This window comes from Hwanghaeella grinnelliae, from assembly GCF_004005845.1.
Taxonomy (GTDB): domain Bacteria; phylum Pseudomonadota; class Alphaproteobacteria; order UBA8366; family Aestuariispiraceae; genus Hwanghaeella; species Hwanghaeella grinnelliae.
The window spans coordinates 774,534-788,600 of record NZ_SADE01000001.1; the positions used below are offsets into that span (position 1 = coordinate 774,534).

The following is a 14,067-nucleotide window of genomic DNA, read 5'->3' on the forward strand; positions in this document are numbered from 1 at the left end:
CTGCATTTTTTGGGCCGGGATTTGACGGTTTGTTAACCTACTTTCAGGCATAGAGGGGCCGAGCCGTGGTATTAGAGCGGTTCCATTTATCCCGGTACGCTGCGGCAGGATTTTGTCGCCGCGCGTATGATCGCAATCCGACTTCAAGAGTGACGGATCCAGACTTATGGACACCGATTACAGCCAATTGATTCATATCGAGAGCCACGATGAATTGCGGCTCTATGAATTGATTCCCAACGTGGTTTGGATCTTCGATCTGGACAAGCACGGCTGGTGGTGGGGCAACAAGCCGGCGCTCGATTTCTGGAGCCTGGAAAAGCTGGAGCAGCTGATCAACAAGGATCTGTCAGGCGACACCCAGGGCGCGCGCCACCGGATGAAACAGACCTTCGACCTGGCGGTTCGACAGGGGCTGACCATCGACCCCTGGACAACCTATCCGCAGGGAAAGCCGAAGACGTTGATGATGATGCACCGGGCCGTCACTGTCGGGCCGGACCGGCATCGCGCGATCATCGCCTATATCAACGAAGAGGTGAATTTGGGCGAAACGCCGGAAAACCTGCTGTTGGTGGAAGCGGCGCGCTATACGCGCGTGCTGGTGACCTGCTTCACGATGGATGGCGAGGTCGTTATCGAAAACCCCGCCGCGACGGAAGCCTATAGACAGGTGCCGACCGGTCTGGACCTGAACGGGATCACCCCTTTCGCCGCGCGGTTCGACGATATGGTGGAAGGGGAGGCGTGCCTTGACCTTGCCAAGGCGCAGAAGGGCGGGCGCTGGACCCACCGGATGCGGACCGGGGCGGGCCTGCGCGACCACACCCTGGACATTCGTGAGACCCGGCATCCGTTGACCGGCGATTTCCTGCTTCTGGTCGCCGAATACGACGTTACCGATCTGCTGGCGGCCTTGAAGTCAGAGGAGCAGTTGAAGGAGGAAATGCGGGCGATCGCCTTCTACGACACGCTGACCGGTCTTCCCAGCCTGCACTTGTTCCAGGATATCAGCGCCAGCCTTATGAACCTGGCGGCCCGTTCCGACGAGGAATTGGCCGTCATGTTCATCGACCTGGACGGGTTCAAGGGGGTGAACGACACCCACGGGCATGACGCCGGCGACCAGGTGCTGCGGGAAACCGCCCGGCGCCTGGAAGGCGTGCTGCGGGGATCCGACGTCGTGGCGCGGATCGGCGGCGACGAGTTCGTCCTGCTGCAAACCGGCGTGACCTCGGAAGCGGATATCGAAACCCTGGCGCGCAAGCTGATCGACGCCCTGTCGCGGCCTATTGCGCTGCAGAACGGCGCCGAGGCTTCGGTCAGCGCCAGCATCGGCATCGCGCTTTATCCCCGCCATGGCGAGGATATGGAGAGCTTGCTGCAGGCCGCGGACAAATCGATGTACAGCGTCAAGAAAGCCGGCAAGAACGATTTCGAACTGGCCGCCTAGGCGCATCTGGGGCCGCCCCCCCCAGAGGCGGAGTAGTTGGTCCGGATCATTTGGTTTGGCCGGTTTGTTCGTATTGATGACCGGCAAGACAGTTTATCGTGATCCGCCGCGCGGCCAGTTGCCGCCCATGCCCGCCGGGATATATACCGACAGTGTGCAATGCAGCATCCGGCCGGGGCCGGTGGCGGCATCGCAATCCCGATACACTGCGGCGGTCCCGTCCGGCGCGCGCCATTCAAGGAAGCCCATCCCCATGCGGTCTGACGCAACCACGAAGCCGGTCGGCGGGTTATCGCCGCACGAAGACCGCCTCAGCCCGCTCGGCATTGTGCTGGGTTGCAGCGCGGCCCTGTTCTGGGGCGGCTATCTGGCGATGTCGCGCGCGGGCGTTTCCCTGGGGCTCGACGGCTACGACGTCGCCTTCATCCGTTTCGCGGTTTGCGGCGCGCTGATGCTGCCCTGGCTGCTGTTCAACAAACCCCTATCCCTTGGCGGTGTGGGGTGGGGACGGGGCATTGCCTTGGCGATGTCGGCCGGGCCGGTCTTCGTGCTGCTCACCGTCGCCGGTTATTTCTTTGCGCCGCTGGCCCATGGCGCGGTGATCCAGCCTTCGACCTCGATGGTCGCGACGGCGGCGCTTGCGGTGTTGATGTTCGGGGAACGCGTCGGCCCCGCCCGCACGCTGGGCCTTGCCGTCGTCGTGGTCGGGCTGGCGGTTGTTTCGGGGCAGGGATTGTTCCAGGCCTCGCTGGAAACGCCGATCGGGGATGCCATGTTCGCCGCCGCCGGTCTGCTCTGGGCGTTTTTCACCGTGCTCGGCAAGCGCTGGGGCGTCAGCCCGGTCGCCGCGACCGCCGCCGTTTCGGTCCTGTCCTGCGCGGTGATCGTGCCGGCCTATCTGGTGATTGTCGGTCTATCCAAATTCGCGGCCCTGCCGTGGGAATATCTGCTGGCCCAGGTCTTGGTCCAAGGTGCGCTGGCCGGTGTTGCGGCGATGCTCTGCTATACCCGCGCCGTGCAATTGCTGGGCGCCGGCCGCGCGGCGATCTTCCCGGCGCTGGTCCCGGTCACTGCCATCGTTGTCGGCATCCCGCTGACCGGGGAATTCCCGACGCCGCTGCAATTCGCCGGCCTTGCGGTGGTCACGCTGGGCATGCTGGTGGCGCTGGGCGTTGTGCGGATCCCGAAGCTGCGGGTTTGACATCAGGGGCGGCCCGGCCAAATCCCGGGCGGTCCGTGCCCTCTTCCCCACCGTAGGGCTATTGCGCCGCGGCGACGCGAACCTCCCCGTGTGCCGGGTCGGTGCGGAGCGGCTGAAACACGACCTTGTTTCGGCCGCCGTTCTTCGCGCTGTATAGCGCTTGGTCCGCCCGTTCGATGACCGCGTCGATAGGCTCTTCCACATGACCGCCGGTCGCGACGCCGATGCTGACCGTGACCGCGGTGTCGGACCCTTCATGCATTTTGATGGTTCGGCAAATTTCGGTTCTGATTTTCTCCGCGAAATGCAGACCGCCCTCTTTTCCCGTCGCCGGGACGGCAAGGGCGAATTCCTCGCCGCCGACACGGCCCCAGACATCGACGGCCCGTTTTAAATTCTGAACCAGATCGCACAGCGCGATGAGGACAGTGTCGCCGGCGGCATGGCCGAAGGTATCGTTGATCTGTTTAAAGTGATCGATATCGAGGCTGATGATGCAATATTCCGTGCCGGCCCGGAACGCGTTGCGGTGGACCGCCTCAGCGGCTTCCAGGAAGGCGCGCCGGTTCAGAATGCCGGTCAAGGGATCCGTGGTCGCCAATGTTTCCGCCTGTCGTCTCGCCTTGTCATAGGTCGCCTTGGTGACGGCGGTTATGGCCGTCAGGCCCAGGGCCAGAAGCAGATGTTCGAATATCCTGATCTGGGCTTGTCTTTGCGCCTCGAATTCCGTCAGCCCGACCATGACGGACATGGCTGCGAACATGGCGAATGCGCTGGCCAGGGTGAACGGCAATTGTTTGGGTGAGGATATCAACGGCAGAAAACCGGTCATGACGATCATCGCGGGCAGGGCGATGCTGTTCCGCCACCCCGACAAATGGAAATCCAGCAACAGAAGGCCGGAATTGACGATAAGGAAGGACCAAAGCGGCCATCGACTGCCGAGATGGCTGCGGTAATAGATGAACAACCCACCGAGATGCGTCATGGCGGCAAGGGCGATCAGCGTCGGGATAAGGAAAAAGCCGCTGACCAGCGCCAGGCAGACGATCAAGGCACAAAGGACGGTGCCGGCCGACAGGACATAGCAAAGAAGCCGCTGATCCAATGCGCCCGACTGGGGCGCGATGGCATCGGTCGCCTGTCTTTGCAGATCCTGAATGGTGCCCATGCGGCTGTCTCTGATGTCCTTGGTTGCGGCTATCGCCGAACGGTCTTGGGACAACTTGGAACGCCCAGCGGCCCGCCGAACGCGGCAAGCCCGCAGGATAGGTCGAAAACCCTAACGACTTGCTAATATACAGGTGTGACCCTGCGTCCTGTTATCGCGGTGCATTGCATTCGCGGGTCGCCCGGCTTTTATCTCTGCGGGGCCACCGGGTGGACCGGCGGGCGCTTCTAAAGGACGCGAGAAGGCGGCCCGAAAAGTCAAAACGGCAAAATGCAAAACGGCAAAAGGCAAGGAAGGCGGCAATGGAAACGGCAAAGGCATTGCAGGAACTCGGACCCGATATCTGGATCGCGGAAGGGGATTGCGTTTCCTTCTATGGCTTTCCCTATCCGACACGCTCGGTGGTTGTCCGCCTCGGGAATGGCGACCTGTGGGTTTGGTCGCCCATCGCGCTCTCACCCGACCTCAAGCAAGCGGTGGACGCGCTCGGCTCCGTCCGCCATCTGGTCAGCCCGAACAAGATCCACCACCTCTACCTTCAGGACTGGGCGCGGGACTACCCCCAAGCCAAGATTTGGGGCCCGGCCTCGACCGCCGCGAAACGCTCAGACATCAGTTTCCAGCCGCCGCTGACGGACACGGCCCCGCCGGATTGGGCGGGTGAGATCGAGCAGATCCACGTCACCGGCTCCACCGCGATGGATGAGGTCGTGTTCTTCCACCGCCCCTCCCGCACCCTGATCCTCGCCGACCTGTCGGAGAATTTCAGCAAGGCTTTCCTAAGAGCCGAATGGGGCCGATGGAAGGCGTGGGTTGCCGGCCTGTGGGGCATTGTCGAAGGCAAGGGCTATGCGCCGCTGGAATGGCGTCTTTCCTTCCTGAACCGAACCCCCCTCAAACGCGCCAAGGCCCGCATGCTGGACCTGAACCCGAAAGCCGTCATCATGGCGCATGGGGAATGGCAACGCGACAACGGGCGGGACTATGTGCAACGAGCGTTTAGGTGGGTGTGAGGCCCGGTGTTGGCGACCCGTCTTAACGCCCAGATTTAGCGCCCGAATTTGAGGAGACTGACAATGCAGTTCACGCGTTTGGGGCTCATCCTGCTCACGAAAAACTACGAAGCCTGCGTCGATTTCTATACGAAGACGCTGGGCCTGCCGGTGATGTATGAAAAGGACGAACCCGGCTCGACACTCACCTGCTGTGACTTCGGCGGCGCGTATCTGATGATCGAGGTCGGCGGACCGGAACCGCCACAGCCTGAAAACAAAAGCAAGACAATCGAACAGAACCCGACCAAACTTCGCTTCAATGTGGAGGACGTGGAAGCGACGGCGGCGGAACTCCGGCAAAAGGGCGTGGCGATCCAGGTCGAAACCTATCCCTGGGGCACCATCGCCGACTTCACCGATCCGGACGGCAACCTCTGCTCGCTCAGGGATGAGGGGAGTTTTCGCTGACGGCGTCCGTCCAAGTTTTAGGGGGGATACGATGGCTGAAGAACAGTCGCTTCTGTCGGCGTTTTCGGGACTGCCTTCCCGGGCAGTCGGAAGAACCGCGGTGCTCAGGGCCGCCATAAATGTGCTGGCGACCGCACTTCTTGTCTTTGGGGGCGCAAGCGCCTCTTTTGCCCAGACCAAGCAGATAACAGGCACGTGGCACGCAAAGGCCATCGTAAACACAGGGGGGATTACGAGCGAAAACCATTGGATAAAAGTCGAGCCGCTGCTCGGGAAAAACGTTCAAATAGAAGATGTGACGGTCCGGCTTCCATCCGGACTGACCTGTGCCTTGGGCGATCCAGTAGCGGAGGTCTGGAAAGACAATATGATGACCTTCGGGTCCGGCGGAGGAACTTGGGCCCAGTTGGGGCTGACGTCGCCGGACGACCGGAACTACGACGTCATTCGCCGGGAACTCGATTGCCCCGAACAGGGTTGGCCCCCACTTTCGATCGTCACTCAATCCCACAACGACATTGTATTATTGGGCAGTATCCGTGTCTTTGCCGTCCTTCAGAAAGAATGAGAGACGAACCGGGTGAACTGTCTCCGCGGTCTTACAAACAAGGGCTTTGAACAGATGCGTCATGGGCGAAGAATCGGATCAGCCTGTTTGCTCTTGCTGAGCACGTCATTACCAGCCCCTGCTTGGGCCGATGGCGCGGGAGAACGCGAAAAACGCGCGCTACAAGCTTGCTTGTTCGATTTTCCTGAAACCGAGCACCAGTGCTTTGATGTGCCCTACTATACATGCATGGGCGAACAGCTTGGTGTCGCTGCAAACCCAAATCTCGCGCGGGAGCGTTGTCTATACCAAGAGCTGGCCGTTTGGAGCGACTTGGTGCGTAAAGCATGCGGCGAACTTGCGGCAATAATCGAACCGGGCACCGCAACATGGGATGCTTTGTGCTCTGAAAACAATGCGCCCGATTGGGGTTCCATAACACGCAATCTCCCAAACTGGGACAGGAGCCCAACCGCCCGCCATCACGTGCCCCGCCTCGCCTCTGAAAGTACACGCTCCCAAGCCGTGCAATTACGACGGCTGCTCCGCACCAATCGAAACCAAACACAGGACTGATCAGAGCGAACTTTCAGACAATTCGGTGAATTCGGTGACAGTTTTCGTATCTCTACAGCTATCCCAGGGAACCATCGCCAATTTCACCGACGGCAACCTGTGCTCGCTCAGGGATGAGGGGAATTTTCGGTGATGCAACCTTGTCACAGATGGATTGAATAAATTGTCTCTATGATACGCTGACGCAACCTTTAAATAGATCCATCAAGTGAACCTACACCCTAACTTCAATAGCCGACCGCGAGTCTGAAGAAAACACAAAAAAATCTGCTATTTTCTATTCAGTCGTCGCGTGCGTTGGGGAAAAGCCACTTTCTGGTTGGAACCTCTCTAGGACGCCACAGTACGAGTTGAACATTTGAGTCTGACCAGTCGTTCAAACTATTTACACATTTGAGGTATTGTTGGAATCTTATTCCAACAAAGTCGAAACATTCTGTGAAATTTCGAAACCCACCATCGCCGCTCGATAGTTCACAGCAAAGTTCGAAGACTTGATCGAAGTAGTCGTGAGCGTTTGCGACCAGTAGGCTAGTGAATTTCGGTGTTTTCCCAGAGTGAATTATTGCATTTCTCGTTCGATAGATACGATGTATCTGCCATTCTACCCTTTGTTGGTGCTGTTTGATCGTTTCAATCGATTTCTTGGGTGAGGCAAAAGATTGCCGGAGTTGGAACATACGAAAGCGGAGCAGCTCGAATGGTCCAAGTTCCTTAAACAATTTTTCCAATTGTGGTTCGCATGTAGATTGCGTCGTTAGATAAAATACTTTGTCCACTAACTCGTAATCATCAGGAAATTCTATATTTTTTAATATATTGCTTAGCTTTCTTCGATTCCATCGCAACAGATCATAAGTAAGGCACTCAAAGAGCCGCCTTACGTACAGCAAGCCGACGAAGGGCGCGATTTTTCCGGCTACGTTGGCTATCGTAGTTCTTTGCCTGTTCATAGGAACTATTGTTTCGAAGCAAGTCCAAAGATTTAGTATTTGGTTCTCAACAATTTCGGAGTTGAGACACATTCCGTGAAAATCGATTACACGTAGGAATTTGTTTTTGTCTGAACCGAGTGGTAGCAGAAGTCCCTGCATAAATTTGTTCAGTTTTTGCCCTGCTTGTTTTGGTCGATTGTCATTTATAAACTGCATCCTATTAATACGAGATGGCGCGAAACGGAGTTCTCCAGCACAGCATTTTTGTTCTGCCAAACCTCGCTCATCTATTTCAAATCCAGCTTTGTGATTGAATAGCCTAAAAAGATCGTGAAGAGACCCGACTTTCGATAATGCAAGCTCAACTGCGCTGTAAGAGTCAGTAGCTCGAACATTTTCGGCAACAACATAGGATTGTGCCTCTTCAAGGCCTAAGAACTCTTCAGGAATAGCTTCTGTTGTAAAGATGCCATCCGTCGAACTTTTAATCTTTAATCTTAAGCGTTTCAAAACATCTTCGTGTAGTACCCTCTCAGGCATGTTTGTCTTAAAAGCTACTGTGAAGTTGTGATGATGTGGGAAAACTTCTCTAAAGAAAGTGTCAATTATGGTCTCTTCATCCACACTTGCCTCTGCTGTAAAGAAGACCTTCCGAACCGTTCGATTGATGTGAAAGGGACTGACACCGAGGCCTATTAGAGTTGTAGCCAGTTCCCGTGATAGGAAATTCAAGTGAAATTTTTCGTTGTTCCCCACGTCCTCCGCAATCATTTCCATTGTTCGAAGTGCGTAAATTTGGGGAGCAATCTCGCGTTGAAGAACGGCTAGTCTTCGCCTCAACTCAGGTAGGTCATCGTTGTCTAGTTTTGTATAGCTCTCCACAGAAAGGCTGACTATTGAACTTACTACAGGGTTCTGAAAGAGTTTGCTCTTAAGTTCCTCAAGTATATGAGAAATGGACGAGCTTGATATGCCACTTTGTTCGCAGTTATCGATTTGCTCGATGCATTCACTCACCAAGAACGGTGCGTTTGTCGTCGGGGCCTTATAGCTGTCGAGTGTGTACTCAAACGTTAGTTCTTCGAGTCGTTGAGCGAAGAACAATAGGCCTGCATTATTTTCAGGGTTCTTCCAGTTGCTGGTGCTTCGGTATAACACGGCCGTTTCTTATTCGCTTTGCTCACCGTTTGTCGAGTTCTTCGCAATATACACACTTATTCGTTGTTTGTAAGGGCAGTTCTAACCTCACGTATTGTCGTAAAAGACGTTGGTTTCCAAGGACTCACTCAGAATCAACATTTTGGTGGCGCCCATGATGACTGTACAGAGATTCCGAGTTACGGTGACAGCTTACTTTTTGTTTTACGGGTCTCCGACCTCTCTAGCCCACCGCGGGAACAGTAATCCGCAAGTCGGGGTCGTTGTGTTGGAAGGTGAGGGAGAGGACGCAATGGGTTTCCGCTCCGGGTTTTGACGATGGGGCGTTGGTCAGGCTCACGGTGAGGCCCGTCTCGGTCAAATCGGCGATGAGCGGGTCGATCTTTTCCGCATCCATCACGAAATTCAGCGTCATGGCCTTGTTGGAGAGGAAGGTATGGTGCTCGATCCAACCGCCTTGGGCCGAGACCGCGTTTTTCAGGGCCTCGATTGCCGCATGGCGGTCTTGCCGCGTGGCTCCGTCAAGCATGGCAAGCCGGCGCATCGCAGTGCTCCTGATCTGGTGAATGCCGTTTGAAACGGTGTTCCTAAAACTTCTCCACCCAAGGCCGCAACTCAATTTCCCAGGTCCAGGCGCTGCGGTGTTGCCGGTGAACATGCAGATAGGATTCCGCGATGGCGTCGGGGTTCAGTAGGCTGTCGGGGTTGTCCGCCGGGGTGGGGCGGTTGGCGCTTTCGATGCCGCCGTCGATGACAAAATGGGCGACATGGATGTTCTTCGGTTGAAGCTCCCGCGCCAGGGATTGGGCAAGGCCGCGCAGGCCGAACTTGCCGATCGCGAAACAGGATGAATTGGGATAGCCCTTCACGCCGGCGCTGGCGCCGGTGAACATCAGCGTGCCGCTGCCCTTGGCTTCCATCCGCTTGGCTGCCTGCTGCGCCACCAGGAAGGCGCCATAGGCGGTGACCAGCACCGCGTCCCTGACCGCGACGGGGTCAAGTTCCGTGACCGGGCCGCGCACGCGGGCCGAGGGGTTGTAGACCACGATGTCGGGCGCGCCCATATCGGCCTCGACCGCGGTGAACAGGTCGGCCACGCTGTCGATATCCGCCGCGTCGCAGCGATAGTTAGCGGCCCCCAGTTCATCTGCCAGGTCGGCGTTCTTCTTGGGGGAGCGGGAGGCGATGGCCACCTCCATTCCCTCAGATTTGAAAAGACGCGCCAGGCTGGCGGATAATCCCGCACCCGTTCCCACGATCAATGCTTTTTCGGCCATGTGGCTTACCCCCTCCGGTAAAGCGTTTCGGTCTGCTAATTCACCACCTAATTCACGGGCGCCGGCATCGGCTTGCCCGCGAAGAACGCATCCAGATTGTCCAGGCACAGATTGCCCATGGCGTCCCGCGTCTCCACCGTGGCTGAACCGATATGCGGCAGCAGGAAGGCGTTGGGCAGGTCCAGATACGCCCGATTGAAATTGGGTTCGTCTTCGAAAACGTCCAGCCCCGCCGCCGCGATCCGGCCCGATTTCAGGGCCGCGATCACCGCATTGTCATCGACGACCGGCCCGCGCGCCGTATTCACCATTACCGCGCCCTGCGGCAGCATCTCTATCCGCGCCGCGTTCAGGAAATGCCGGGTTTGGTCGGTCAGCGGGCAGTTGAAGCTGATGAAATCGCATTGCGGCAGCATCTCTTCCGGGTCGGCGTGATAGACGGCGCCTTGTTCCAGGTCGGGGTCAAGCCGGTTGCGGTTGTGATAATGGATTTCCATGTCGAACCCGCGCGCGCGTTTCGCCAGCGCCCGGCCGATCCGCCCCATGCCCATGATGCCCAAGCGTTTGCCGGTCACATGCACACCCAACAGGCCGGTCGGTTCCCAGCGTTTCCACTGGCCGGTTCGCAGCACCGTGGTGGCGTTATGCGCCATGCGCGCCGCGCCCAACAGGCAGAGCATGGCGATATCCGCCGTTGCGTTGTCCAACACTTCCGGTGTGTTGCCGACCTTGATGCCGCGCTTGGTCGCGGCGGGAATGTCGATTTGGTCGTAGCCGACGGAAAAGGTAGCCAGCGCCTTCACGCTGTCCGGCAGGCGGTCGATCACATCGGCCGGCATCGGTTCGGTGGGGGAACACAGAATGGCGTCGCAGCCTTCCGCTTTTTTCAGTAATTCGGCGGTCGACCAGATGACGTCATCCGGATTGGTGACGGCGTCATAGTCGCGGGCGATTCGCGCTTCCACATTGGGGGGCGTCAGGCGTGTTACCAGAAGTTTGGGCTTACCGCTCACGCTGGGTTCCTTCCTTGAGTCGTGTCGGGGCGGCCGTTTCAAAACGAATGCCGCCCGTCTCTTGTCGTGTTGAAACCGCGTCATTCAGCCGGAAGACGCGGCGCGGAGAACCGGACCGGCCCCACCCTGAAGATCAACCTTACGATTGGACTATCGGTTGGGTGTGCCCAGATACCGGTCAAGACAAGAGGCTAAAACCGACTTGGTCAAGGGTTTGGAAAGGTGGTCGGCCATGCCACGTTCACGGGATTCCTCGGCGAAGATCCGGCTGGCATGGGCTGTCATGGCGACGACCGGCGGCATCGGTCGGAATGGCGTGCTATCCGCAAGTTCGCGCCGTATCGCGGCCATGGCCTGGAACCCGTCCATGTCCGGCATCTGCAAATCCATCAGGATCAGGTCGAAATTGGTCTGTTTGACGAGGTCCAGGGCTTCCTGGCCGCTTTCGGCGGTCTCGACACTATAGCCCATTGAAGCGACCAGCTTTTCCGCCACCAGCAGGTTGGTCGGGTTGTCGTCGACGGCCAGCACATTGACATGGGCCTTCGGTTTCGGCGGCTCGGTCGTTCCTGGTGTCGCTGCATGGTCAGGGGCGATGCCCGGCGTGTTGGATTTCGGTGCGGGCGCGCCATTCGGCGTATCAAGGGGCGGGACGGGGGGCGCTTGGGTTGCGTCGGAAACCAGCGGCACGAAGAGTGTGAAGGTCGACCCCACACCCGGTGTCGACGTTACCGAAATCTGTCCGTGCATGCTGTCGATCAAACCCTTGGCGATGCTCAGCCCCAGGCCGGTGCCCTCGTGCTTCCGGCTCAACGAACTGTCCGACTGGGTGAATGGGTCAAAAATTTCCCGAAGCATGTCCGGCTCGATCCCCGGGCCGGTATCTTTGATCGCGAAGAATAGTACCGGGCCGTCAATGGTCTTGCAGTTTGCCGACCAGACAGACACGTCGATTGAGCCCTGGCAGGTGAATTTGGCTGCATTTCCGACGATATTGGTGAGGACCTGACGCATGCGGACCGGGTCCAACTGGGGGCGGTGCGGTACTGCCGGGTCGATCTCCACAGTCAGGGTAATGCCTTTGTTCAACACCGCCGCACGGACAAGGTCGGTGACGGAATGGACCAGGCTACCGATATCAACCGGTTCCGGTTTGATTTCGATCCGGCCGGCCTGGATTCGGGTGAGGTCCAGAATGTCGTTGATCACGGTCAGCAAGGCCGTTGCGGAGGCGTCGATGATTTCGAAGTAGTTTTCCTGCTCGGCGGTCGGGTTGGTGTCTTTCAACAGTTCCAGCATGCCGATCACGCCGTTCATCGGCGTGCGGATTTCATGGCTCATCATGGCCAGGAATTCGCTTTTCGTCTGGCTCAGGCGAATTGCCTCGTTTCGGGCGGTTTCGGCGTCTTCCAGGGCCTTGGCGGTTTTTTCCGATTCCGCGCGCAGATCGTCCAGCAGGGCTTCCTGGCGGCGCAGCGAGCGGACCGTGAACAGGGCGAAGCCGATCAAGGTCAGAAGACCGACAAAGGTAACCAGGCTGAAGTAATGGGCGGATTCCCGAACCGTGCCGGTGGCTTCGTCCAAACTTTTGTAATTGGCCGCCGTTGTCTGCCGAATGACATCGCCCAGCAGGGCCATCATGGCGATTTCGCGGCCTTCGAGGGTCTCTCGAAGTATCTCGATCTCGGCCATTTCGACCGTGTCTTCGATGTTTTGGATGATGTCCTGGCTGACCATCCAGGTATAGATCCATTCCCGTTGGATCGCTTTGACCACGGGGTCCGGGCCGACGATGTCGACGAAGTCGCGATAGGCTTTCAGGAACTGCTTCCGTCCATCTGCAACTTGCTCAATCTCCAGGGTTTTCCCGTCTTCGTCTTCGGCATTGGCGCCGGTTGCCATGGTTTCTGCCGATGTGTTCTCGGGCATTTCCGAATGGCGCTCGAGATGGTCGATATAATTGTTGGTGATGTGGATCAGGATGATTTCATTCGTGGAGGCAAAGACGGCAAGCGCCGCCGACCGCATTTCCTCAAGCACGCTTATTTCCGGCAGCAAGACGGTTTCGATGCGGTTCGCCGCTCGTTCGCTGTCGATGATATGCAGCCAGCCAAGGCCGGCGAATCCGGCAAAGGCGGTCAGGCAAAGGGTGCCGACGAGGGCAAGTTGGGCGCGCCAGGTCAAGGCATACTCCGGGATGGGTCATATCTGGGGACGCGGGCTAATCACGCAATATTAGGGAAATATTGTTAAGACAGGCTTAACCCGGCGCACGGGAAGTCGGTCGGAAGATGATCGGATGCTCGAAAAAATTCAAGATGCTACGGTCGGCGGGCGGCCAATGCGGATAGGCGGGAGGCACGCACCCGCTCGCGGTAGAAGGTGTAGATGCCCATGCCGATGACGATCGAACTGCCGACGATTGTCCAAAGATCGGGAATGTCGCCGAAAACCAGGAAGCCCAGCCCGATCGCCCAAACCAGAATGGTGTAGCGGAAGGGGGCGACGAAGGCTATTTCGCCATGCCGCATCGCCATGATGCCGAACAGATAGCCGACGAAGACCAGGCAGGCCGCGCCGCCCAGGAACAGGAAATGGTCACTCTCGACCGGTTTCCATTCGCCGAAGGGCAGGCAGATGCCCGACAGCACGGTGACCCCGATGGCGGTGGTCAACGTGACGAACAGTGAAGGCACCCCGCGCGACAGGCAGCGCGTCGACAGGTCGCGGATGGTCACGAAAACGACGGCCGCCACGGCCCATAGGGCATAGACGTTGAAGCCCTCCATGCCGGGACGGACGATGATCATCACCCCCAGAAAACCGATGAAAATCGCGGAATAGCGCCGCCAGCCGACTCTCTCGCCCAGGAACAGGGCCGCGCCCAGCGTCACCGCCAAGGGCATGGATTGCAGGATGGCCGATGCGTTGGCCAGCGGCATGTTGAACAGGGCGGAGAGGAAGCAGAAGGTGCCGCCGACCTCGCCGAACAGCCGAAGGGCAAGGATACGCGCGTCGCGGCGGTCGGGCCGGTAGGACAGCGCGCCGCGCCAATAGGCGAAGCCGCCGATCAGCAGAATGGTGAATAGACCCCGCAGAAAGACGATCTGGAACAGGGTCAGGTCGTCGGAAATCCATTTCGTCGTGGCGTCATTGGTGACGAAGCCGAACATGCTCAAGGACATGAAAAGGGCGCCACGGAAGTTTTCCTCCGCGGGTGTCGGCTCCGCGGCTGGGTTTTGGGGCTCTGCGGCCATGTTTTTTCTCGTTTTG

At 58.2% G+C, this 14,067-nt stretch carries 12 protein-coding genes; 5 read left to right on the forward strand and 7 right to left on the reverse strand.

Going from position 1 to position 14,067, the window contains the following annotated elements; translation table 11 throughout:
- Nucleotides 1-166: 166 nt before the first annotated feature.
- Nucleotides 167-1,453 carry a GGDEF domain-containing protein gene (locus EOI86_RS03445; RefSeq protein ID WP_127763729.1) on the forward strand — a complete coding sequence of 429 codons (1,287 nt, stop codon included), beginning with the start codon at nucleotides 167-169 and terminating at the stop codon, nucleotides 1,451-1,453.
- A gap of 253 nt (nucleotides 1,454-1,706) precedes the next feature.
- Entirely contained in the window at nucleotides 1,707-2,654 is a 948-nt protein-coding gene (locus EOI86_RS03450; RefSeq protein ID WP_161973671.1) for a DMT family transporter, read from the forward strand.
- Between the two features lie 58 nt (nucleotides 2,655-2,712).
- Here the strand turns inward: EOI86_RS03450 and EOI86_RS03455 are convergent, their stop codons facing one another.
- Nucleotides 2,713-3,825: a GGDEF domain-containing protein gene (locus EOI86_RS03455; RefSeq protein WP_127763731.1), complete on the reverse strand. Its 1,113-nt coding sequence runs from the start codon at nucleotides 3,823-3,825 to the stop codon at nucleotides 2,713-2,715.
- Nucleotides 3,826-4,127: 302 nt separating this feature from the next.
- Here EOI86_RS03455 and EOI86_RS03460 point away from each other — a divergent pair, with 302 nt between their 5' ends.
- The 3 genes from EOI86_RS03460 (at nucleotide 4,128) to EOI86_RS03470 (ending at nucleotide 5,856) form a co-directional block, all read left to right on the forward strand.
- Complete coding sequence (locus EOI86_RS03460; protein WP_127763732.1) at nucleotides 4,128-4,838, forward strand: DUF4336 domain-containing protein; 711 nt, start codon at nucleotides 4,128-4,130, stop codon at nucleotides 4,836-4,838.
- Nucleotides 4,839-4,901: 63 nt separating this feature from the next.
- On the forward strand, nucleotides 4,902-5,288 hold the full coding sequence (locus tag EOI86_RS03465; protein ID WP_127763733.1) for a VOC family protein: 387 nt from the start codon (nucleotides 4,902-4,904) through the stop codon (nucleotides 5,286-5,288).
- Between the two features lie 31 nt (nucleotides 5,289-5,319).
- Nucleotides 5,320-5,856, forward strand: coding sequence for a hypothetical protein (locus EOI86_RS03470; RefSeq protein WP_127763734.1), 537 nt, complete (start codon nucleotides 5,320-5,322; stop codon nucleotides 5,854-5,856).
- Nucleotides 5,857-6,692: 836 nt separating this feature from the next.
- On the opposite strand, the gene EOI86_RS03475 is transcribed toward EOI86_RS03470, so the two are convergent.
- The 6 genes from EOI86_RS03475 to EOI86_RS03500 all read right to left on the reverse strand — a co-directional run bounded on the left by EOI86_RS03475 (nucleotide 6,693) and on the right by EOI86_RS03500 (nucleotide 14,051).
- Complete coding sequence (locus EOI86_RS03475; RefSeq protein ID WP_127763735.1) at nucleotides 6,693-8,504, reverse strand: hypothetical protein; 1,812 nt, start codon at nucleotides 8,502-8,504, stop codon at nucleotides 6,693-6,695.
- Between the two features lie 223 nt (nucleotides 8,505-8,727).
- Nucleotides 8,728-9,048 (reverse strand): hypothetical protein, encoded by a 321-nt coding sequence (locus EOI86_RS03480; RefSeq protein ID WP_127763736.1) that lies wholly within the window; start codon nucleotides 9,046-9,048, stop codon nucleotides 8,728-8,730.
- A gap of 43 nt (nucleotides 9,049-9,091) precedes the next feature.
- Nucleotides 9,092-9,781 (reverse strand): SDR family NAD(P)-dependent oxidoreductase, encoded by a 690-nt coding sequence (locus tag EOI86_RS03485; RefSeq protein ID WP_127763737.1) that lies wholly within the window; start codon nucleotides 9,779-9,781, stop codon nucleotides 9,092-9,094.
- Between the two features lie 47 nt (nucleotides 9,782-9,828).
- Complete coding sequence (locus EOI86_RS03490) at nucleotides 9,829-10,794, reverse strand: 2-hydroxyacid dehydrogenase (RefSeq protein WP_240035564.1); 966 nt, start codon at nucleotides 10,792-10,794, stop codon at nucleotides 9,829-9,831.
- Nucleotides 10,795-10,944: 150 nt separating this feature from the next.
- On the reverse strand, nucleotides 10,945-12,978 hold the full coding sequence (locus tag EOI86_RS03495) for an ATP-binding protein (protein ID WP_127763739.1): 2,034 nt from the start codon (nucleotides 12,976-12,978) through the stop codon (nucleotides 10,945-10,947).
- A gap of 137 nt (nucleotides 12,979-13,115) precedes the next feature.
- The gene (locus EOI86_RS03500; RefSeq protein ID WP_205032040.1) at nucleotides 13,116-14,051 is read right to left on the reverse strand and encodes a DMT family transporter; all 936 of its coding nucleotides are present in this window, start codon (nucleotides 14,049-14,051) and stop codon (nucleotides 13,116-13,118) included.
- Nucleotides 14,052-14,067 lie beyond the last annotated feature (16 nt).